23 protein-coding genes, 1 tRNA gene and 1 riboswitch are annotated in these 20,800 nt (G+C 66.5%); of the genes, 12 read left to right on the top strand and 12 right to left on the bottom strand.

The window, feature by feature from the left end; all coding sequences use genetic code 11:
- Positions 1 to 25: 25 nt before the first annotated feature.
- From J1M43_RS05420 to J1M43_RS05410, 3 genes are all read left to right on the top strand, one after another.
- Positions 26 to 883 (top strand): LuxR C-terminal-related transcriptional regulator, encoded by an 858-nt coding sequence (locus J1M43_RS05420; protein ID WP_206476166.1) that lies wholly within the window; start codon positions 26 to 28, stop codon positions 881 to 883.
- Between the two features lie 28 nt (positions 884 to 911).
- Positions 912 to 979: riboswitch (guanidine-III (ykkC-III) riboswitch) on the top strand.
- An 11-nt stretch (positions 980 to 990) separates the two neighbouring features.
- A complete protein-coding gene (locus J1M43_RS05415; RefSeq protein WP_033106675.1) occupies positions 991 to 1,317 on the top strand; it encodes a multidrug efflux SMR transporter in 327 nt (108 codons plus the stop codon).
- Between the two features lie 47 nt (positions 1,318 to 1,364).
- On the top strand, positions 1,365 to 1,709 hold the full coding sequence (locus tag J1M43_RS05410) for an Lsr2 family protein (RefSeq protein ID WP_033106674.1): 345 nt from the start codon (positions 1,365 to 1,367) through the stop codon (positions 1,707 to 1,709).
- Between the two features lie 10 nt (positions 1,710 to 1,719).
- Here J1M43_RS05410 and J1M43_RS05405 read toward each other — a convergent pair whose 3' ends face one another.
- Positions 1,720 to 2,307 (bottom strand): MarR family winged helix-turn-helix transcriptional regulator, encoded by a 588-nt coding sequence (locus J1M43_RS05405; RefSeq protein WP_033106933.1) that lies wholly within the window; start codon positions 2,305 to 2,307, stop codon positions 1,720 to 1,722.
- Positions 2,308 to 2,379: 72 nt separating this feature from the next.
- On the opposite strand from J1M43_RS05405, the gene J1M43_RS05400 reads away from it, so the two are divergent.
- Complete coding sequence (locus J1M43_RS05400) at positions 2,380 to 4,554, top strand: efflux RND transporter permease subunit (RefSeq protein ID WP_033106673.1); 2,175 nt, start codon at positions 2,380 to 2,382, stop codon at positions 4,552 to 4,554.
- A gap of 19 nt (positions 4,555 to 4,573) precedes the next feature.
- On the opposite strand, the gene J1M43_RS05395 is transcribed toward J1M43_RS05400, so the two are convergent.
- A complete protein-coding gene (locus J1M43_RS05395) occupies positions 4,574 to 4,954 on the bottom strand; it encodes a hypothetical protein (protein ID WP_033106672.1) in 381 nt (126 codons plus the stop codon).
- Positions 4,955 to 5,067: 113 nt separating this feature from the next.
- On the opposite strand from J1M43_RS05395, the gene J1M43_RS05390 reads away from it, so the two are divergent.
- Positions 5,068 to 5,313, top strand: coding sequence for a hypothetical protein (locus tag J1M43_RS05390; RefSeq protein ID WP_052166982.1), 246 nt, complete (start codon positions 5,068 to 5,070; stop codon positions 5,311 to 5,313).
- A gap of 25 nt (positions 5,314 to 5,338) precedes the next feature.
- Here J1M43_RS05390 and J1M43_RS05385 read toward each other — a convergent pair.
- The 4 genes from J1M43_RS05385 to J1M43_RS05370 form a co-directional block, all read right to left on the bottom strand.
- Positions 5,339 to 5,413, bottom strand: a tRNA-Arg gene (locus J1M43_RS05385).
- A gap of 39 nt (positions 5,414 to 5,452) precedes the next feature.
- Positions 5,453 to 5,950, bottom strand: coding sequence for an HNH endonuclease (locus J1M43_RS05380; protein ID WP_206476164.1), 498 nt, complete (start codon positions 5,948 to 5,950; stop codon positions 5,453 to 5,455).
- Positions 5,951 to 6,277: 327 nt separating this feature from the next.
- On the bottom strand, positions 6,278 to 7,024 hold the full coding sequence (locus J1M43_RS05375; protein WP_033106930.1) for a M23 family metallopeptidase: 747 nt from the start codon (positions 7,022 to 7,024) through the stop codon (positions 6,278 to 6,280).
- 361 nt (positions 7,025 to 7,385) lie between these two features.
- Entirely contained in the window at positions 7,386 to 8,087 is a 702-nt protein-coding gene (locus tag J1M43_RS05370) for a metal-dependent transcriptional regulator (protein WP_033106671.1), read from the bottom strand.
- A 101-nt stretch (positions 8,088 to 8,188) separates the two neighbouring features.
- On the opposite strand from J1M43_RS05370, the gene serC reads away from it, so the two are divergent.
- Positions 8,189 to 9,301 carry a phosphoserine transaminase gene (gene serC, locus J1M43_RS05365; protein ID WP_033106670.1) on the top strand — a complete coding sequence of 371 codons (1,113 nt, stop codon included), beginning with the start codon at positions 8,189 to 8,191 and terminating at the stop codon, positions 9,299 to 9,301.
- An 80-nt stretch (positions 9,302 to 9,381) separates the two neighbouring features.
- Here the strand turns inward: serC and J1M43_RS05360 are convergent, their stop codons facing one another.
- Positions 9,382 to 9,984 (bottom strand): DUF3027 domain-containing protein, encoded by a 603-nt coding sequence (locus tag J1M43_RS05360; RefSeq protein ID WP_241245192.1) that lies wholly within the window; start codon positions 9,982 to 9,984, stop codon positions 9,382 to 9,384.
- Entirely contained in the window at positions 9,977 to 10,357 is a 381-nt protein-coding gene (locus J1M43_RS05355; protein ID WP_033106668.1) for a cold-shock protein, read from the bottom strand. Before J1M43_RS05355 ends, J1M43_RS05360 begins: the two co-directional genes overlap by 8 nt.
- A 94-nt stretch (positions 10,358 to 10,451) precedes the next feature.
- Here J1M43_RS05355 and J1M43_RS05350 point away from each other — a divergent pair, with 94 nt between their 5' ends.
- The 6 genes from J1M43_RS05350 (at position 10,452) to J1M43_RS05325 (ending at position 17,056) form a co-directional block, all read left to right on the top strand.
- The gene (locus J1M43_RS05350; protein ID WP_033106667.1) at positions 10,452 to 10,727 is read left to right on the top strand and encodes a hypothetical protein; all 276 of its coding nucleotides are present in this window, start codon (positions 10,452 to 10,454) and stop codon (positions 10,725 to 10,727) included.
- Positions 10,728 to 10,729: 2 nt separating this feature from the next.
- Positions 10,730 to 12,490, top strand: coding sequence for a helicase-associated domain-containing protein (locus tag J1M43_RS05345; RefSeq protein WP_206476160.1), 1,761 nt, complete (start codon positions 10,730 to 10,732; stop codon positions 12,488 to 12,490).
- A 27-nt stretch (positions 12,491 to 12,517) separates the two neighbouring features.
- Positions 12,518 to 14,161: a DNA repair helicase XPB gene (locus J1M43_RS05340; protein ID WP_206476158.1), complete on the top strand. Its 1,644-nt coding sequence runs from the start codon at positions 12,518 to 12,520 to the stop codon at positions 14,159 to 14,161.
- A gap of 72 nt (positions 14,162 to 14,233) precedes the next feature.
- Complete coding sequence (locus J1M43_RS05335) at positions 14,234 to 14,920, top strand: response regulator transcription factor (protein WP_033106665.1); 687 nt, start codon at positions 14,234 to 14,236, stop codon at positions 14,918 to 14,920.
- A gap of 18 nt (positions 14,921 to 14,938) precedes the next feature.
- Positions 14,939 to 16,657: a HAMP domain-containing sensor histidine kinase gene (locus tag J1M43_RS05330; RefSeq protein WP_206476156.1), complete on the top strand. Its 1,719-nt coding sequence runs from the start codon at positions 14,939 to 14,941 to the stop codon at positions 16,655 to 16,657.
- A gap of 111 nt (positions 16,658 to 16,768) precedes the next feature.
- Positions 16,769 to 17,056: a WXG100 family type VII secretion target gene (locus tag J1M43_RS05325; RefSeq protein WP_033106664.1), complete on the top strand. Its 288-nt coding sequence runs from the start codon at positions 16,769 to 16,771 to the stop codon at positions 17,054 to 17,056.
- A 75-nt stretch (positions 17,057 to 17,131) separates the two neighbouring features.
- On the opposite strand, the gene groL is transcribed toward J1M43_RS05325, so the two are convergent.
- The 4 genes from groL to J1M43_RS05305 form a co-directional block, all read right to left on the bottom strand.
- Positions 17,132 to 18,751: a chaperonin GroEL gene (gene groL / locus J1M43_RS05320; RefSeq protein ID WP_033106663.1), complete on the bottom strand. Its 1,620-nt coding sequence runs from the start codon at positions 18,749 to 18,751 to the stop codon at positions 17,132 to 17,134.
- A 111-nt stretch (positions 18,752 to 18,862) separates the two neighbouring features.
- Positions 18,863 to 19,438 carry a LytR C-terminal domain-containing protein gene (locus tag J1M43_RS05315; RefSeq protein ID WP_307823265.1) on the bottom strand — a complete coding sequence of 192 codons (576 nt, stop codon included), beginning with the start codon at positions 19,436 to 19,438 and terminating at the stop codon, positions 18,863 to 18,865.
- Between the two features lie 58 nt (positions 19,439 to 19,496).
- Positions 19,497 to 19,754, bottom strand: a complete 258-nt coding sequence (locus J1M43_RS05310; protein ID WP_033106661.1) for a DUF3263 domain-containing protein — start codon at positions 19,752 to 19,754, stop codon at positions 19,497 to 19,499.
- A 9-nt stretch (positions 19,755 to 19,763) separates the two neighbouring features.
- Complete coding sequence (locus J1M43_RS05305; protein WP_033106660.1) at positions 19,764 to 20,756, bottom strand: DUF2332 domain-containing protein; 993 nt, start codon at positions 20,754 to 20,756, stop codon at positions 19,764 to 19,766.
- Between the last annotated feature and the right edge of the window lie 44 nt (positions 20,757 to 20,800).

The following is a 20,800-nucleotide window of genomic DNA, read 5'->3' as shown; positions in this document are numbered from 1 at the left end:
TCCACCCCCGAAAGTAGGTACTTTGGTGAGCACCACGATCACACTGGATGCAGACACAGATCTCGTCGCTCGTGCAGTGCGCGAGCTGTCCCGCCGCACCCGATTCCCCGTCGCCTTCGGCGGGCTCTTCGAAGACGGCGTCGTCTCGGTGACCAGCATCGTCGGCAACCGCACCCACAGTCTCGAGGGACTCCGAGTCCGCCCCGAGCGCGGTCTCGGCGGGCGTGCCATGACCGAGTTGCGTCCCCGGATGACCAGCGACTACGGAGCCTCCAGGCAGATCACCCACGACTACGACGGCTTCGTCCTCGGCGAGGGGCTGCGAACCCTGCTCGCCATCCCGATCGTCGTGGGCGGCCGCTCTCGCGGCGTGCTCTACGCCGGGGCGTGGCACGAGACCCCAGTGGGCGGAGTCAGCACGGCACCGGCGATGACCGTCGCCGATTCCGTCGCATCCGAACTCCGCATCCGCGACGAGGTCGAGCGCCGCATGCGCTCGTTCACCCCGCGCGCACAGGGCTTCTCCCCGGCCAGGCTCGAAGAACTGCGGGAGAGCTTCGCAGAGCTGCGCAGCGTGTCAGCCGATGTCACGGATGCGACGTTGAGAGAGCGGCTCGCCCGGCTGGAGAGCCGGCTGCTCGACGTCGTGGGCGGCGAGCATGACGTCACGACCGGTCCGATCTCATCCATCCGCCTCTCCCCCCGGGAGACAGACGTGCTGGCATGCGTCGCGCTCGGAGCGACGAACTCGGAGATCGCGTCCCAGCTCGGACTGCGCGAGGGGACGGTCAAGGCGTATCTGGGCACGGCGATGTCGAAGCTGGATGCGTCGACCCGCCACGCCGCTGTCGCGCGGGCCCGGCGGGCGGGATTGCTGCCCTGACATCGCACAGGCTCGCCCGGTATTCTTGATCATGTCGCCATCTGCGGCACCGGACGAGGTGAACCAGTACCCGGAGAGCGAAAAGACTGGCTCCGAAGGAGCAGACCGTGTCGTGGATCATTCTCATCGTCTCCGGAGTTCTCGAAGCAGTCTGGGCGACTGCATTGGGAAAGTCCGACGGCCTTTCCAAGCTCTGGCCGAGCGTCGTGTTCTTCGTCGGCCTCGCCCTGTCGATGTTCGGCCTCGCATGGGCGATGAAGGACATCTCCACCGGCACCGCATATGCGGTGTGGGTGGGAATCGGCGCCTCATTGACGGTGATCTACGCCATGATCACCGGAGATACGGATATCTCGTGGGTGCGAATCCTTCTTCTGCTCGGACTTGTCGGATGCATCGTCGGTCTGAAACTCATCGACCCCGGTCATGAATAGCATCTGAATCGTTTGTCGGTGCATTCTCCGGCGCGTATGCTGACGAAATGGCCCGACGTATTGTGCATCAGCTCGTAGACGACATCGATGGAACCGTTCTGGGAATCGGAGAGGGCGAAACCGTCCATTTCTCTCTCAACAGCACGGCTTACGAGATCGATCTGACTTCAGAGAATGCCGACGCATTCCGAGAAGCACTGGAGCCGTATGTCTCGGCCGCTCGTCGGGCGTCCTCGGCGTCTGCTTCGCGCGGAAGCGCATCGCGCAAACGCGCGGCGGGCTCTCCCGAGACGGCGGCGATCCGCGAATGGGCGAATGAGAACGGCTACACCGTCTCCGAACGCGGTCGCATCCCCGGCACCATCGTGGACGCGTACCGCGCCGCGCACTGACCTGCTCTGATCACTCTTCTTCGGAGATCGCCCACGGCACATCGCCGAGGGCGATCTCCGACGTCATGTCCACGAGGAATCTTCGGACGACCTCGCGCTCTTCCGACGACAGTCTGGCCGCCGCGATGAACCGGCGAGCATGTTGCCGTCCGACCGTCTCGATGGCAGACCGCCGCGTCTCGGGCGTGATCGCGATCGCCAATGCGCGCCGATCCGACGGGTGCGGTGACCGCGTGATGTGACCGCCGCGCTCGAGGCGGTCGAGCAGCTTGGTCGTCGATGCCGTCGAGATGCCGAGATGCGCAGCGATCGCACCCGGTGTCGCCGTCGCATCGCTGTTCTCGACAGCGATGAGGAAATGCAGCGCCCGCATGTCCGTCTGGTTGAGCTTCATGTAGCGAAGCGATGCTTCAGACAGCTTCTGCTCGGCGTCGCGGAGCTCGCCGAGTGCCTGCATGAGGTCACTGATCTCGCTGATATCGCCCTCTGACATGCCCGCACGGTCGACGAGCTCACCGTTCGGATCGCTGACGTCGACGTGGTAGATCGACGACCCGAGTGCGAAGGTTCGCGATTCGGATTCGTCGGAGGAGGGCATGATCACGATGATATCCCTCATTATCTTCATGCTAGGCTTTCTTCTCGCCAGGCTAACTATATTGAGGATGAGATGACTGACGACAGTACTTCACCCGAGCGCGTGCGCATCCGCCGCCGCTCATGGGCGCGCGTGCTCATCCCCGTAGTGCTGATCCTCGCGTGGCTGGTCGGCGCCGGACTCGGCGGACCGCTGTTCGGCAAGGTCGACGAGGTGTCCTCGAACGATCAGACCAGCTACCTCCCCTCCTCCGCGGACGCCACGAAGGTGCAGGCTCTGCTCGGCGAGTTCAACGACGGGGATGCGATCCCCGCGATCGCGGTCTTCGTCGGCGAGGATGAGCTCACCGACGCCGAACTCGAGACGATAACGGATGCCGTGGCCGATGCACCGTCGCTGGAAGGCATCAGCGATGAGGTCTCCCCTGCGATCGCATCGGATGACGGCATGGCCGCTCAGGCCTTCATCCCCATCCAGAGCGATGCCGAGCTCGCCGACGCCGCGAAGGCGCTCGGCGCACAGTTGCAGGCTGATGCACCGGATGGCGTGAAGGTCTACATCACCGGGCCCGCAGGATTCAGCGCCGACCTGGTGGCGGGGTTCTCCGGCATCGACGGCCTGCTGCTCGGCGTCGCCCTCCTCGCCGTGTTCGTGATCCTGATCCTCGTGTACCGCTCGCTGCTGCTGCCGATCGTGGTGCTGTCGACGAGCCTGTTCGCGCTGTGCGTCGCACTGCTGGCCGTGTGGTGGCTGGCGAAGGCCGGGATACTGCTGCTGAGCGGGCAGACGCAGGGCATCCTGTTCATCCTCGTGATCGGCGCGGCCACCGACTACGCACTGCTGTTCGTCGCGCGGTTCCGGGAGGAGCTGCGCATCAGCCACGACAAGGGCGCCGCAGTCCTGGCCGCATGGAAGGGCTCGTTCGAGCCGATCCTCGCCTCAGGCGGAACCGTGATCGCAGGACTCCTCTGCCTGCTGCTGAGCGATCTGAAATCCAACAGCACGCTCGGGCCGGTCGCGGCGATCGGCATCTTCTTCGCGATGCTCTCGGCGCTCACGCTGCTCCCGTCGATGCTGCTCCTGTTCGGCCGTGCGGTGTTCTGGCCGCGCCGCCCCGCCTTCGAGCCGGAGGTCGTGGCGGCCGAGAACGGTATGCCGAAGAAGGGCCTCTGGGCGAAGCTGGCATCGCTCATCAAGCGGCGCCCCCGGCTGATCTGGATCGCGACGACACTCGTACTCCTGGCTGGTGCGATCGGCGTCACACAGCTCGACGCCGTAGGCGTTCCGCAGTCCGACCTCGTGATCGGCTCGTCAGAGGCGCGCGACGGCCAGGTCGCGCTCGGCGAGCATTTCCCCGGTGGATCCGGTAGCCCCGCATACGTCGTGGTGAACGAGGGTTCGCTGCAGGACGTCGCCGACGTGCTGCTCGGGCACGACGGTGTGGATACTGTCGCCGTCACCGCGTCGGACTCCCCCAGCGGCACCGCGAACGTGACCGCCGACGGGATCACTGCAGTGGGCCCTCCAGGCACTCCTGCGCCGGATCCCACGGTCGTCGACGGCGACATCATGCTGCAGGCCACGCTGACGGATGCCGCGGACTCCGATGGCGCAGCATCCACTGTCCGTGACATCCGCACCCAGCTCGCCGACTACGACGCCCTCGTCGGCGGCGTCACGGCGACCGCTATCGACACGAACGACGCATCGATCCGCGACCGCAACCTGATCATCCCGGTGATCCTCGTCGTGATCATGCTGATCCTGATGCTCCTGCTGCGCTCGATCCTGGCGCCGGTGCTGCTGATCCTCACCACGGTGCTCTCGTTCGGAACGGCGATGGGTGTCTCCGCACTCGTCTTCAACGGGATCTTCCACTTCTCAGGAGCCGACCCTGCGGTGCCGCTGTACGGCTTCGTGTTCCTGGTCGCCCTCGGCATCGACTACAACATCTTCCTCATGACCCGGGTGCGCGAGGAGTCGATCGCTCACGGAACCAGGCAGGGCGTGCTCCGAGGGCTCGCGATCACAGGCGGCGTGATCACATCGGCGGGTCTCGTGCTCGCGGCGACATTCGCGGCGCTCTCGGTGATCCCCATCCTGTTCCTCGTACAGCTGGCCTTCATCGTCGCCTTCGGTGTGCTGCTCGACACGTTCATCGTGCGCTCGCTTCTCGTGCCGGCGCTGAGCTACGACATCGGCCGACGGATCTGGTGGCCGTCGAAGCTGGGTCGCGGCGAGGACTGACGCTGCCCGGCCGGCTGCTTCAGACGAAGGCCGGCAGGAAGGACACGACCGAGCCGATCACACCGACGACGGCGAAGATGATGCCGAGCGTGAGCAGCACGCGCTTGGCCATCGGAGGATGGATCCGTGCGTTCTCAGGGTTCCTGGTGCTCACATAGCCGCTGTGCCAGTCGTCGGCGGTCGACTCGGATCCGCGCAATGGTCGCTCGTGGAAATCACCGCGAGCGAACCAGCGCGCGAAAGGAACGCCGTCGCGCTCGATGACGGCGATGTCGACGCGTTCCCAGCGCCCTTCGGCGAGCGCGACCATGCCGGCGACGATGAGCAGCGGGATGCCGACTCCGAGACCGATCCACGACATCGCCTCGCCGACCACGCCGAGGATGTCGAGAGTCTGCACCCGCTCATCGTATTGCGTATAACGCGCGCGGGTGCTCCGGTCAACCGGGTCGTGCGCTGTGCCGCGGGACCCTACTCTGACAGATCCAGATCGATCGAGAGGATGGACGGCGGATGAGTGGCATCGAAGACCAGGGCCTGGGCCCGGAGAAGGTCGAACCGGCACCGGTGGACGAGTCCGACCCGCATGAGAACGCAGAAGAGCCGTCGACCCAGGATCTGAAGGAACCGAGTACTGAGAAGGAGCCGGGGGAAGAGCCGAAGGCACCGGACAGGACGGATCCGGAACCGAGCCATGAAGCGGTCGGCATCGGCATCGTAGGTCGGCCCCAGACCGAGGTGGAGAACGAGACCGACTGACATCGGCCACGTTCACAGCGGCAACTGGTGCCCCTGGAGGGACTCGAACCCCCAACCGTTTGCTTAGGACGCAACTGCTCTTCCATTGAGCTACAGAGGCTGGCTGGTTCAGTCTATCCGTCCTGAGGGCCGGACGATGTCACGCCGCCAGCGCGAGATACGGCTCCCAGCAGGGGTCGCTGCGCTCCGTTCCGCGCACCGTCCACGCCGTGCCGTGCGGCGGGCGCGGGGTGAAGCGCAGATCCCACCGCATCTCCTGCGGTGTGCGGTCGCTCTTGACGTTGTTGCAGCGAAGGCAGCAGGCGACCAGGTTCTCCCACGAGTCCGCTCCCCCGCGCGAGCGTGGCAGCACATGATCGATCGTGGATGCGGACTTGCCGCAGTACCCGCAGCGGTGGTTGTCGCGGCGCAGCACTCCACGCCGCGTGACAGGCACACGTCTGCTCATCGGCAGCCGGACGTATCTGCGGAGGATGATGACGGCCGGACGGTCGTACGCTCCGCGTGCACCCCAGACGGGATCGTCTTGCACCCGTTCGATCACGGTGGCCTTCTGATTCATCACGAGCACCAGGGCTCGCTTGAAGGACACCACCGCGAGCGGCTCGTACCCGGCGTTCAGAACAAGTGTGCGCATCGTCATCCTCTCGATCCGCCGGGACGGCTTCCCGGCACTCTCGAATCACACGACGTCACACAGACAGCAGAATCTACGCATGGACGAAAAAAGGCGCCGTCTCAGAGACAGCGCCTTTCGCACACGACGACATCGGTGCATCCCTGCGGGCGATGCCGAAGAACGTAACGACCGAGCGCATCCATGGTGCGGATGCTCGGTATACGTTCCATCGGCTTCTCCCGTCCGTGCGACGACGGGATCAGATTAGCCCATCGCGCCGACGGATGACGAAACGCCGAGTGAACACTCAGACGTGTGTCGCCTCGCAGATCCGGTCGGTGATGGTCAGCCGGCGTTCGCAGCGAGCCAGGAGTAGGGCTCGAGGACACTGCCGTTGACGTTGACCTCCAAGTGGAGGTGATTGGCCGTGGAATTTCCGGTGCTGCCGACGGCTCCGATGAGTTGTCCTGCTACCACCGTCTGCCCTGCCGAGACCTGGCGGGACCCGTAGGTCATGTGCCCGTAGGTGGTCGATACGCTCTGCCCACCGATGACGTGGTCGATCGTGATGCCGACGCCGTAGCCGTAGTAGCTCTCCGACGACACCCTGACCACTCCGGCCGCCACCGCGTAGATGGGCGTGCCCGCCGGGGCCAGCATGTCCGCACCCTGGTGTCCGCCGCTGTCGGGCCCGACGGTAGTACGCGCCTCGGTATAGGAACCTCGCGGGAGCGGGTAGCGCACTTCACCGGAGCCAGGGGAGACGAGTGCATAGCTGCCGATGTCGATGCCGCCGCCGGACGACGAAGCAGTCGCATTCGCGGCGGCTGCAGCAGCGGCGGCAGCAGCAGCCGCGGCTGCTTCTTCAGCCTTCTTCTTATCGATCTCTTCCTGCGTGGTCGCGCTGTACGTCGAACGAACAAGCGGAGAGGCGGTGGCTTCGGAGGCCACGACAAGGGACTGGGCGTCACCTGCCGCTACCTGCTGCAGCGTGGCGGCGGCGTCGACCGGCGTCGACGAGGCGGCGTACGCGGGCAGTGCGACAGCCGCGACGAGCGCGCCGACGGCGCCGAAGATGGCGATCGACCGCATGGGCTTGATCATCTTTCGCGCGACGTCGCGGGGCGCTGCACTGCTGCTTCGCTTCAGAGACTTTTCAGATGTGTTCGCGGTCGGTTCGATATCTGCGGCCAAAAGGGAATCCTCCAGTGCCTCGACGCTTCGGGTGCGCTGGCTCGTCTGCACTCTGCTACTCGTGCCACTTGTCGGGTGGCATTCTGTGCGGATTGTCCGCGGAGAGGACGAGCCGGTGAGGCGATCTTCGCGGGAATGCCGCCAGCGGGCTTCTTCACTGACGACCTGACCGAGGTTACCGGAAGATAACGATTCTGTCACCCTGAGACGCTGGCAATCTCCCGAACGCGTCGCTCGAGCGGTGCAGCGCGGCCGAAGATCAGGTTGGCGCGCCCACCAGGAAGATGTGCGACGCGAGTTCGACGGGCAGCTCGAGCCCCTCCTCGACGCCGTCCATCTGGATCAGCACATATCCCTCGTTGAAGCGGTAATTGCCGTGCGCTCCCGGCACGACGCCGGCGTCGCGCAGCTGCTCGAGCAACTCGGGATCGACCTGGGCGGGTTCTGCCAGCCGACGCACCGTGCCCTCGATCGGCTCGTTCGCCGCATCGAGCTTCTTCACGAGGCCGATCACTCCCTCGTCGAACGTGCGCGCTGGAATGTCGCCCAGCTGATCGAGTCCGGGGATGGGGTTTCCGTACGGCGACTCCGTCGGATGCCCGAGCAGTTCGACGAGGCGCCGCTCCACCTGCTCGCTCATCACATGTTCCCAGCGACAGGCCTCTTCGTGCACGAACGCCCAGTCCAGACCGATCACGTCCGAGAGCAGACGCTCGGCCAGACGGTGCTTGCGCATCACATTGACAGCCTTGCGTCGCCCCGCGTCGGTGAGCTCCAGCGTGCGATCTTCCGAGACGACGACGAGACCGTCGCGCTCCATCCGACCGACCGTCTGAGAGACAGTGGGCCCGGAGTGACCGAGTCGTTCGGAGATGCGCGCGCGCAGCGGCACGATGTTCTCCTCCTCGAGTTCGAGGATGGTGCGGAGGTACATCTCCGTGGTGTCGATCAAGTCCGTCATTAGGCCCTCCGGGTCTTCTTAGGCAAGCCTACATTCTCCACTGGGTGCGGGTACGTGTCACACGGGGGAATCGCTGCGCCCCGCGGCCCTAGAATCGACGCATGGCGATCGAGATTCCCCGTGACCTCCTGCCCGTAGACGGCCGCTTCGGCTGCGGTCCCTCGAAGGTGCGCGCAGCGCAGCTCGAAGCGCTGGTCACTGCCGGGGCGAGCATCCTCGGCACCTCGCATCGCCAGGCGCCCGTGAAGAACCTCGTCGGCAGCGTCCGCGAGCAGTTCGCGAGTCTGTTCCGCCTTCCGGACGGCTACGAGATCGTGCTCGGCAACGGCGGGTCGACCGCATTCTGGGATGCCGCCGCCTTCGGCCTCATCGAGCGTCGTAGCCAGAACCTCACCTTCGGTGAGTTCGGCGGCAAGTTCGCCAAGGCCGCAGGCGCGCCGTGGCTCGATGCTCCTGACGTGCGCACGGCCGAGCCTGGCTCGCTCGTGGCCGCCGAGGCGGCCGAGGGCATCGACATCTACGCGTGGCCGCACAACGAGACATCGACCGGCGTCGCAGCGCCCATCGAGCGCGTCGTAGCCGACGGCGCACTCACCGTCATCGACGCGACCAGCGCAGCCGGTGGCATCGACATCGATGTGAGCCAGGCCGACGTCTACTACTTCGCACCGCAGAAGAACCTCGGCTCCGACGGCGGTCTGTGGTTCGCCGCGGTATCGCCGGCCGCCATCGAACGGATCGAGCGGATCGCGGCATCCGATCGGTACATCCCCGAGTTCCTGAGCCTGAAGAACGCCGTCGACAACTCACGTCTGAACCAGACCCTGAACACTCCGGCGCTGGCGACGCTGCACCTGCTCGACAGCCAGCTGAAGTGGATCAACGAGAGCGGCGGCCTGGCCTGGGCCGGCGCCCGCACCGCCGAGTCGTCGCAGGCGCTCTACAACTGGGCCGAGGCATCCGAAGTCGCGACGCCGTTCGTCACCGACCCGGCGCACCGCTCCCCCGTGGTCGTCACGATCGACTTCGCCGAGGGCATCGACGCGGCGGGCATCGCGAAGACCCTGCGCGCCAACGGCATCGTCGACACGGAGCCCTACCGCAAGCTCGGCCGCAATCAGCTGCGCGTCGCGACGTTCGTGTCGATCGAGCCAGACGATGTGCGCCAGCTCATCCGCTCGATCGACTACGTGCTGGAGAACACCGGCGCCTGAGGCCGGCGCGCGATACACCTTTCAACAGTCGCTACATCGATCGGTGTAGCGACTGTCGAAGCGTGTCGCGCGAAGGGCGACTATTCCTCTTCGTCGGAGTCGCCGTCGGAGTCGCCGTCGGAGTCGTCAGCCGAGTCGTCGAGCTCGTCGATGTCGACGCCGTCGAGGTCGCCGGCGTGCAGCGTGCGCGGCTCTGACGGGTCGCCGTCCTCGTCGTCGTCGTCGTCATCATCGTCGTCATCATCGTCGTCCAGGTCGTCGTCGACGTCAGCATCGAAATCGTCATCACCGTCGTCGTCCGAACCGGATGCTGCGGCATCCGCCGCCTCGCCCGCCTCCGCCGCGAGAGCCGCGGCCTGCTCGGCGAGTTCGACCTGGTGCGCGCGGTAGTCCGCGAGACGTTCGGCCCACGGCACCCACTCCGGCGCGAGAAGCGCGCCGTCGGTCGGCATCAGCTCGACCTCGAGTACGGTCGGCTCGGCATCCTCGACGCGGGCGACGGTGACAGTCCAGTACCACCCCGGGTATCCAGGCAGCCGGTTCTCGAACCGCAACGACACCGAACCGTCGTCCTCGACGAGGTAGCCCGCTGCTGGGCCGACCGTCGAGGCGGGTGTGATCTCGTGCAGCGCCGCGAGCGCGAGATCGTGCGCGCCGATCAGGCGTGCGTCGGCATCAGGCATCGAGGTCCTCGGCGACCTTGCGCAGCATCGCTGCGACCTTGCGTCCATGACCGGAGGACGGATAGCGTCCGCGGCGGAGGTCCCCTCCGATGCTGTCGAGCAGCTTCACGAGGTCTTCGACGATGATCGCCATGTCGTCTGCGGGCTTGCGCTTCGCCTTCGTGAGGCTGACGGGAGCCTCGAGGACCCGCACCGAGAGCGCCTGGAGTCCGCGCTTGCCGTCGGCGACGCCGAACTCCACGCGGGCACCTTGCTTGACTGTCGCGCCTGCGGGCAGGGCGGAGGCGTGCAGGAAGACGTCCTGGCCATCATCGCTGGCGATGAAGCCGAAGCCCTTCTCGTCGTCGTAGAACCTGACCTTGCCGGTGGGCATGGAGAACCTCGCTGTGTGATGGTGCCGGTGTGAAGGCGCGCGCATTCGCGCCCACCACCAGCCTACCGGTGTTCAAGGGACTAAGCTGAGACGGATGAGCACGCAGAATTCCGGACCGGACCTTCCCGTCCGCCGCCTGGATCGTATCCTCGCCTTCACGGCCTTGACGCTCGCCGCACTCTCGGTGATCTGTTTCTTCGCGATCATCATCGGCAGCGCATCCGGCATGACGCAGAAGTCCTTCTCGGACGGGATCTGGCCGTTCATCGTCGCGATCCCGCCGTACGGTCTGCCGCTCGCATTCGCGATGATCATCGCGCTGCTGGTGATGAGCTTCGTGAGGAAGGGACGCGCAGCCAAGCGCTCCTGACGATGAGCACGCATGCCCGCCCGCTCGCTGTATGGCTGGCTGCTGCGAGCGACTCGCAGCTGGCCGCCCTCTTCGAGGCGAATGGCGTGCGCACGGATCCATCCTGGTCCGACTTCTTCGATGCGGCGGAAGCGCTCCTCGACCCGGCATCCATCGAGCGGATGCTGCCCCGCCTGACCCTGTCGGAGGCGACTGCCCTGCGCCGCGCAGTGGACCATGCAGCCGGCGGTACCGGTGGCCCGGCCGGCGGATCGACGGGCGAATCGTCGTCGCTGATCGCACTCGCGCTGCTTCGCCCCGACGGCATCCCCTCGCCTCCCGTCGTCGACGCCGTTATGAACCGCCCGGTTCCACCCAGCGTCAGCGCCGCGGCCACGGCGCCAGCCTCTGAGATCGCCGAGGCGCACGCCGCAGAGCGCGCCTTCACGAGTGTCGCGGCACTCGCCGACCTGCTCATGATGGCGAGGGAGACGCCGCTGGCGCTTCTGACCAGCGGGAATCTGGCTGCCGGCGAGAAGCGGCGGCTGGCGGATGCGGGCCTCCCCGTCGACATCATGGACGCACTCATCGCACTTGCAGACGATGCGGCGCTCGTAACCACCGCGCATCGGCAACTCCGCACCACTTCCCTCGGCGACACCTGGCTGCGACTGACCGCGTCCGAGAGATGGACGCGGCTCGCCGACGCCTTCCGCCGCGCACTCCCCCGCGGCCTGCGCACGGCGTCGGGCGGATGGCTCTCGGTGCCGTTGTGGGAGCACCAGCATCCGTGGGATCCGTCGTGGCCGGAGCGCTGCGCAGCCCTCCGAGACCGCGCGCGGATCCTCGGCCTGATCGCCGAGGGCGACAGCGAGCCGGCATGGGCGGTGCCGATCCGCGAAGGACATGCGCCCGAGGTCGCGACTCTGCAGCGGCTGCTTCCGGCAGAGGTGGATCGGCTCTTCCTGCAGAACGACCTCTCGGCGATCGCTCCCGGACCGCTTTCGCCGGCTCTCGACGTTCGTCTGCGCGCAATCGCCGTCCGTGAGTCCGCTGCCCAGGCCTCGTCGTACCGGTTCACCGCCGAGTCCGTCTCGCACGCGCTCGCATCAGGGGAGACTGCGGCATCCATCCTCGACTTCCTCGCACAGCTCTCACTGACGGGGATCCCCCAGCCGTTGGAATACCTCGTCACGCAGACGGCGCAGCGCCACGGCCTCGTACGCGTGTTCGCCGAGGCGGATTCCGGACGCACTCGGGTCAGCAGCACGGATGCCACTCTGCTCGACGCGATGGGTGTCGATCAGTCCCTTCGCCCTCTGGGACTGTCGCGCGATGCCACCGGACTCACCTCACGGGTCGGCCGCGACACCGTGTACTGGGCGCTGACGGATGCGCGCTACCCCGCCACGATCGTCGGCGCCGACGGGCAGCCGGAGGTCGTGGATCGCAATCCTGCGCCCGCGGCCGAGGAGGCGAGCGCCGTGTCCTACGACGCTCTCATCGCACGTCTGCGCGCTCACCAGGGTCCTGACGCCGATGCGGCATGGCTCGACCGCGAGCTCGAAGCCGCCGTGCGCGCCAAGGCGGTGCTGCTGGTCGAGGTGGGCATGCCGGACGGATCGACGCGCGAGCTGCTGCTGGAGGCGAGCGGCCTGGGTGGCGGTCGCCTGCGCGGCCGCGATCGTGCAGCGGATGTGGAGCGCACGCTTCCGGTCAGGAGCATCCGCTCCGCCCGGGTGTTCGACCCTTCGCTCCCCCCGCCCACGACGGCGAGCCCGTGACACCCGAGGACGGTAGACTGGTCAGCTATGTCTGATGGCCCACTGATCGTCCAGAGCGACCGCACCGTCCTGCTCGAAGTCGCGCACGCGGACGCCGAGAGCGCCCGCCACGAACTGGCGATCTTCGCCGAGCTGGAGCGCGCCCCAGAGCACATCCACACGTACCGGATCACCCGCCTGGGTCTGTGGAATGCACGTGCGGCAGGGCACACGGCCGAGGACATGCTGGACACCCTCGAGCGCTGGTCGCGGTTCCCCGTGCCGCCGTCTGTGTCGGTCGATCTTCGTGAGACTGTGAACCGCTACGGCCGCCTGGTGATCGAGCGCGACGAGGATGGCGTGCTGATCCTCAGTTCGAGCGACCCCGCGGTGCTCGCCCAGGTGGCGAACAACAAGCGCATCCAGCCGCTGCTGATCGGACACCCGGCCCCTGACCGCTACGCGGTCGATGCGTGGGCGCGCGGTCAGATCAAGCAGGAGCTGCTGAAGATCGGCTGGCCGGCCGAAGACCTCGCCGGATACACGCCGGGGACACCGCACGACATCGAGCTCGCCGAAGACGGCTGGCACGTGCGTCCATACCAGCAGGATGCCGTGGACGCGTTCTCGAAGGACGGCTCCGGCGTGGTGGTGCTGCCGTGCGGTGCGGGCAAGACGATCGTCGGCGCCGGTGCCATGGCAGCGACGAAGACGACGACCCTCATCCTCGTCACCAACACGGTCTCGGCCCGGCAGTGGCGCGACGAACTGCTCAAGCGCACGAGCCTCACCCCCGAGGAGATCGGCGAGTACTCCGGTCAGGTCAAGGAGGTCAAGCCGGTCACGATCGCGACCTACCAGATCCTCACCGCGAAGCGGAAGGGCGAGTACGCGCACCTCGCACTCCTGGATGCTCTGGACTGGGGACTCATCATCTACGACGAGGTGCACCTGCTGCCCGCTCCGGTCTTCAAGCTGACCGCGGATCTGCAGGCGCGCCGCCGCATCGGTCTCACGGCGACGCTCGTCCGCGAAGACGGCCGTGAGGGCGACGTGTTCAGCCTGATCGGTCCCAAGCGCTTCGACGCGCCGTGGAAGCAGATCGAAGCGCAGGGCTACATCTCCCCTGCCGCCTGCTACGAGGTGCGCGTCGACCTGCCCGCGTACGACCGGCTCGAGTACGCGGCGGCGACGGATGACGAGCGGTATCGTCTCGCAGCATCCGCACCTGCGAAGATCGACGCCGTCCGCGAGCTGATCGCGAAGCACCCGGGTGAGCGCATCCTCGTGATCGGCCAGTACCTCGATCAGCTCGAGACCCTTTCAGAGGCGCTGAACGCCCCTCAGATCACCGGTGCCACACCGGTGGACGAGCGCGAAGAGCTGTATCAGCAGTTCCGCGAGGGCGAGATCGAGCTGCTCGTGGTCTCGAAGGTCGCCAACTTCTCGATCGATCTGCCGGAGGCATCCGTCGCGATCCAGGTGTCCGGTTCGTTCGGCTCCCGTCAGGAAGAGGCACAGCGCCTCGGCCGGCTGCTGCGTCCGAAGGAATCGGGCCACACCGCCAGTTTCTACACGCTCATCGCCCGCGACACGGTCGACCAGGACTACGCGCAGAACCGCCAGCGCTTCCTCGCGGAGCAGGGCTACAGTTACACGATCCTCGATGCGGACGCGCTCACTGCGGCGTGAATGCGAGGGCGTCTGAGCGGCGCTCCGTCAAATGATCAGCCACTGCATCGGCTTAGTCACCATAATGGGGACATGACTGACGCGCGCATCCTGGTCGTCGATGACGAGCCGAACATCCGCGACCTGCTCTCCACAGGTCTCAGCTTCGCCGGATTTCAGGTGAAGACGGTCGCCAACGGCGCCGCCACGATCTCCGCAGTTCTCGAGGAGGAGCCCGACCTCATCATCCTCGATGTGATGCTGCCCGACATGAACGGGTTCAGCGTGACCAAGCGCCTTCGTGGCGCAGGGTTCACCGCGCCGATCCTGTTCCTCACCGCGAAGGACGACACTCAGGACAAGATCGAGGGCCTCAACGCCGGTGGCGACGACTACGTCACCAAGCCGTTCGCGCTCGACGAAATCGTCGCCAGGGCCCAGGCCATCCTCCGCCGCACCATGCAGGCGGATGAGGAGTCGATCATCCGCGCCGGCGAGCTGTCGATGGATCAGGACACGCACGATGTGTTCGTCGGCAAGGAGCCCATCGAGCTCAGCCCGACGGAGTTCAAGCTCCTGCGCTACCTCATGCTCAATCCCAACCGCGTGCTCTCGAAGGCGCAGATCCTCGACCATGTGTGGGAGTACGACTTCAACGGCGACGCCGGCATCGTCGAGAGCTACATCTCCTACCTCCGCCGCAAGATCGATCCGCACACCGAGGAATCGGTGATCCAGACCAAGCGCGGCTTCGGCTACATGCTGAAGGTGGGGAAGTAGCGCTCGAAAGGGAGCCGCATGGGGCAGCAGCCTGACGCGGTCACCGGGTGGTGGCGGCGGATCAGCCTTCGCGCGAAGGTCACCGGCGTCACAGTCGCCGTGCTCGCGCTGGGGCTCGTCGTCGCCGGTATCGGCACTGTGCCGCTGCTGCGAGACTCCCTGATCAGGAACATCGACGCGCAGCTGCCCTCCCTGGTCACCAGCGACCTGGCCAGTCGCTGGTTCGACATGAGCCTGGTCGACGGAGCTCTCGAGCTGTCCCCCGCCGAGAACGCTCCGCGGTCATCGGACTACTTCTTCGCGATCTATGCCGCTGACGGCACACGGCTCGCGGATGCCGGCGGAACCGCCGACTCGGAGCGACCGGTCTTTCCGGAGACGATGACGATCGCTCAGGCTCATGCCCAGGAGGAAGAGACCGCGATCCCGCTGCAGGGGGAGGATGGCGGCGCGTTCCACGGGTCGGTCGTGGTCAGCGACGGCCCCGCCGGCACGTTGTACGTGCAGTACGTCGCACTCCCGCTGGAGGAGGCGGACCGCATCATCGCCACGTACTTCGGCGTGTACACGACCGTCGCCCTGGTGACGATTCTCATCGCTGCCCTACTGATCCGCGGTCTGGTCACCCTGACATTCCGCCGGCTCGGTCAGGTCGAGTCGACCGCGATGCTGATCGCCTCCGGCGACTTCAGCCAGCGCCTCACCGACCTGGAACCCACGACCGAGGTCGGTCGCCTCAACTATGCGATCAACACGATGCTCGAGCGCATCGATCAGTCGATCGCCCAGCGCGACCGCACCGTTCAGCACATGCGCCGATTCATCGGAGATGCGAGCCACGAACTGCGCACACCGCTGGTGAGCGTACGCGGCTACGCGGAACTGTACCGGATGGGCGCCATCCGTGGCGAGGAGGACACCGCGAGAGCCATGGAGCGCATCGAGAAGGAGGCGATCCGGATGGGCGTGCTCGTCGAGGATCTGCTCGCTCTCGCCCGCCTGGATGAGGAGCGCGAGCCCGAGATCGCTCCGATCGACCTGCGGCCCGTCGCCAGAGACGCCGCCCTCGATGTGCGTGCTGCAGCTCCCGGTCGGACCATCATGGTCGTGGACAGGACAGCGGACGCCATCGACATCGCACCGCGGCTGCTGAATCCGACGACCACCACGACGACGACGACGACCACGGTCACGGGTCGCAATCGCACGGGAGCCCTCGCGCGGCTGCGTCGCCGGCCGCGCAACACCCAACCCGAAAGTCCGGAGATCGACTTCACGGAAGCACAGGATGCCCCGGTGCGCACGCCGCCGATCGTTCTCGGCGAGGAGAACAAGGTACGCCAGATCGTGGCGAACCTGCTCGGAAACGCCCGACGGTTCTCCAGCGAGGACAGCCCGATCGAGGTCGTCGTCGACTCCGATCGCGTCGCGGGAACCGGCAGCATCGCGATCGTCGACCACGGTGAGGGCATCCCGCCTCAGATCCGCGAGCAGATCTTCGAGCGTTTCTGGCGTGCCGACACCTCGCGGGCACGCGAGACCGGAGGCTCGGGTCTCGGACTCGCGATCGTCGCCTCGATAGTGTCCGCGCTGCACGGCAGCGTGCGCGTCGACGAGACACCCGGCGGCGGAGCGACATTCACGGTGACTCTCCCGCTGGCACCTGCGCACGCGACGCCGGAGCATCTGCTGGAGGACACCCAGCCGCTGGAGCGTCTCGACCTCGACAGCCTCTGACTCCCTCTGCACAGACGGGAGATCGGGAAGAGCGTCCACCGATGCTGTGTTCTCGGTGTTCATCGACGGCGCAGCCCTCGTATCGTCAGAGCTCCGATGAGAGGAGTTCCCATGTCCGTATACACCGTCGACACCGAAGCGGTCTTCGCCGCCACAGGTGCGGCCCGAGCAACAATGGAACGGCTGCGCAGCGAATCACTCGCCCTGAAGGCGCAGCTGACCCAGCTGCAGTCGTCCTGGACCGGCACCGCATCCGTCGCATTCCAGGGGTGCAGTGATCAGTGGAGTGCCGCGCAACTGCACGTCGAGCAGGTGCTGGAGTCGATCAGCGGCGCGCTCGGCTCCGCCGCCACGCAGTACTCGGACGCCGATCAGTACTCGGCCAGCCTGTTCCGCTGACCCCGAGCCTGTTCCATCCCCCCTGGAACGCAGAAACGCCCCGGCCGAGGCCGGGGCGTTTCTGTCGGTCAGGACTTAGAAGTCCATGCCACCCGTCGGGTCGCCTGCCGGAGCGACGGCCTTCTCGGGCTTGTCGGCGACGACGACCTCAGTGGTGAGGAAGAGGCCGGCGATCGAGGCTGCGTTCTGCAGAGCCGAGCGCGTGACCTTGGCCGGGTCGATGATGCCTGCTGCGAACATCTCCACGTACTCACCGGTAGCGGCGTTGAGGCCGTGACCGCTGGGCAGTTCGGAGACCTTGTGAGCGACGACACCCGGCTCGAGACCGGCGTTGAGCGCGATCTGCTTGAGCGGCGCCGAGATCGCGACGCGAACGATGTTCGCACCGGTCGCCTCGTCGCCCGACAGCGTGAGTGCGTCGAGCGCCTTCGTGCCGGCCTGGATGAGCGCGACGCCACCACCGGGGACGATGCCCTCTTCGACGGCTGCCTTCGCGTTGCGAACGGCGTCCTCGATGCGGTGCTTGCGCTCCTTGAGCTCGACCTCGGTTGCAGCTCCGGCCTTGATGACGGCAACGCCGCCGGCGAGCTTGGCGAGACGCTCCTGGAGCTTCTCACGGTCGTAATCGCTGTCGGTGTTCTCGATCTCGCGGCGGATCTGGGTCACGCGACCCTCGATCTGCTCGGTCTCGCCAGCACCCTCGACGATGGTGGTCTCATCCTTGGTGATGATGACCTTGCGCGCACGGCCCAGAAGGTCGAGCGTCGTGTTCTCGAGCTTGAGACCGACCTCTTCGGTGATGACCTGACCACCGGTGAGGATCGCGATGTCCTGCAGCTGAGCCTTGCGACGGTCGCCGAAGCCGGGAGCCTTGACGGCGGCCGACTTGAAGATGCCGCGGATCTTGTTCAGCACGAGAGTCGCAAGGGCTTCGCCCTCGACGTCCTCGGCGATGATGACGAGTTCCTTGCCATCCTGGATCACCTTGTCGACAACCGGGAGAAGATCCTTGATGTTCGAGATCTTCGAGTTCGCGATGAGGATGTAGGGTTCCTCGAACACGGCCTCCTGGCGGTCTGCATCCGTCACGAAGTACGGGTTCAGGTAGCCCTTGTCGAAGCGCATGCCCTCGGTGAGCTCGAGCTCGGTGCCGAAGGTCTGCGACTCCTCGACGGTGACGACGCCTTCCTTGCCGACCTTGTCGATAGCCTCGGCGATGAGCTCGCCGATCTCGGGGTCAGCGGCGGAGATGGATGCCGTGGCTGCGATCTGCTCCTTGGAGTCGATCTCCTTGGCGCTGGCGAGCAGCTCCTCGGTGATGGCCGCGACGGCCTTCTCGATGCCGCGCTTGAGCGAGATCGGGTCGGCGCCGGCTGCGACGTTGCGCAGGCCTTCGCGGACGAGCGCCTGAGCGAGGACGGTTGCGGTGGTGGTTCCGTCACCTGCGACGTCGTCGGTCTTCTTGGCGACCTCCTTGACGAGCTCCGCGCCGATCTTCTCGTACGGGTCGTCCAGCTCGATCTCCTTGGCGATCGACACACCGTCGTTCGTGATCGTGGGAGCGCCCCACTTCTTCTCGAGCACGACGTTGCGACCGCGCGGGCCGAGGGTCACCTTGACAGCGTCGGCGAGGATGTTCAAGCCACGCTCGAGGCCGCGTCGGGCCTCCTCATCGAAAGCGATGATCTTTGCCATGAGTTTTGTCGTCCCTCCTGGACGTAGACGTTCTGATTAGCACTCAGGGTATGCGAGTGCTAACGCCCATTCTGGCACTCGACCCCATCGAGTGCAAGCCGCGGGCGACGTCTATCCGGCTGGAGTCTCTTCGGACTCCGGCGCGACGGTCGAACGATCGGTGCCGATGACGACCACGAGCTGCTTCTGCTCGGGATCGTTCGGGTCGGCGTAGAAATCGTCCTGCACGACCTTCGCACCGCCGATGACATCAGCGAGACCGATCGCGGCGAGTTCATCCGCCTCGGAGACGTAGTAGACGGCGGTGTCGGCGAAGTCCTGCGAGCCGGCGGGAGCGTTGCTCACCATGTCGGCGGCCCCGCCGGCGTTGACGATCGTGTCGCGCATCTGGGCGTCGAGATCGTCCTGTCCGGATGCGTTGAGCACCAGCACCGAGTAGGTCGGGTCAACGACACCGGTGACCTCAGGCGTCGGAGCGATCGTCGGCTCCGCTGCGGGGAACAGGTTGATGCGACCCATCAGCACGAGGGCGACGAAGATGCCCACGACGATGAGGACGAGGGCTGCGACGAACGACCACAGCAGCACGACCCAGCCGTTCATCCCCGGGGCTTCGGCGCGATGCGCTCCTACACGTCCCGAGGCATGGGCGACATCATCGAATCGATCTCTGACGGATTTGGACACCCGTCGATGCTATCTGCCCACTGCCGAGAATCCACTCACAGCCGGTGGCGCCGACACCTCAGCCGGCGAATCCGCGCATCCTCGCCACCCGCTGGTCGGTCCTGTTCTCACGCAGACGGCGCAGGCGACGAACCAGCAGGGGATCGTGCTCAAGTGCCTGCTCGGTGTCGATGAGTCGGCCGAGCAGCTGGTAGTAGCGCGCCGGACTCATGCCGAGCGAACTGCGGATCGCCTCTTCCTTGGACCCGCCGTGCCGCGGCCAGCGCGCCTCGAGCGCGAGGATCGCGCGGTCGCGATCAGTGAGGTCTCCGAGCATGCGTCCAGGCTAAGCGCGAAGATCGCCTGTATCGGTGCGCCACTCCCACCAGCGCCCCAATGGATCCGCAGCCGCACGCACGCCGCCATCGAGCGCGACGACGAAATCCGGCCAGGTGTCGGCATCGACCGACGGATGCCATGCGTCGTGCAGCGACGGAGCGTCGATCGTGATCCAGCGGGCGGGCAGCGCCTGCACCTTGGCGATGAGCGCCTGTCGCTCTGCCCACGGGATGTGGGCGAGCACACCTGGCGTCGTGATCACGAGCGTCGCATCTCGAGGTGCGGATGCGGCGACGGACTCGATGTTCGCGCCGGCATCGCCGCGCACGAGCACAGGAGGTTCGGCGGCGGCGATGTCGAGAGCCGCAGTGATGCGGTCCTCACGCCCCGTCTCCCCCGGCCATACGAGGCCCCGCAGCCACGCCCGATCACGCGGATCCCGCGCGTCGAGCGGATCGAGATCGATGCCCGCGCGCCAGATGATCTGCGGCATCCGGACCGGTGGCATCTCACCGCGGACCTCGCTGACCAGCGAGACCGGCGACGCCCCGTCGTCCGGGTCGAGCGCCGCGCGCAGCGCGCCGCTCGAGTCGACGAAGCGGTACGAATACCGGTCGGGAAAGAGGCAGAGACCCGCGGATGCCCCGATCTCGAGCAGCGCGATCGGACCGTCGATCTCGGAGAGCACCGGCAGGAGCGGAGCGAGCCGCAGCGGCTCGTTGGTCTGCACGCGGCGGGCCGCGCACTCGGCGACGATCTCGTCGGCGTGCGCGAGCAGGAAGGTGCGCCACCGATCGAAACCAGCGAGAGGGGCGCCCAGCATCCTGGTCACCGCGAAGACGAGCGGCGGCTGCCGGTGCGTCGCCGGAATGCGGGCGAGAACCTCCTGCGCGGCTGCATCGCGCTCGACCCCGAGCGCCCACTCCTCATACAGCGGCGAGCGCCCTGGCGCCTCGTCCCTGGCGAAGCGCCCGTAGCGTTCGCGCACAGCATCCGTCATCTCCCCATTCTGATGCCGGGCATTGCGTAACTGCGACGCCACGG

The organism is Microbacterium sp. KRD172, from assembly GCF_017168295.1.
Lineage (GTDB): Bacteria > Actinomycetota > Actinomycetes > Actinomycetales > Microbacteriaceae > Microbacterium > Microbacterium profundi.
Note: the sequence above shows the minus strand (reverse complement) of the source record. Positions and strands in the feature narration are given on the sequence as shown.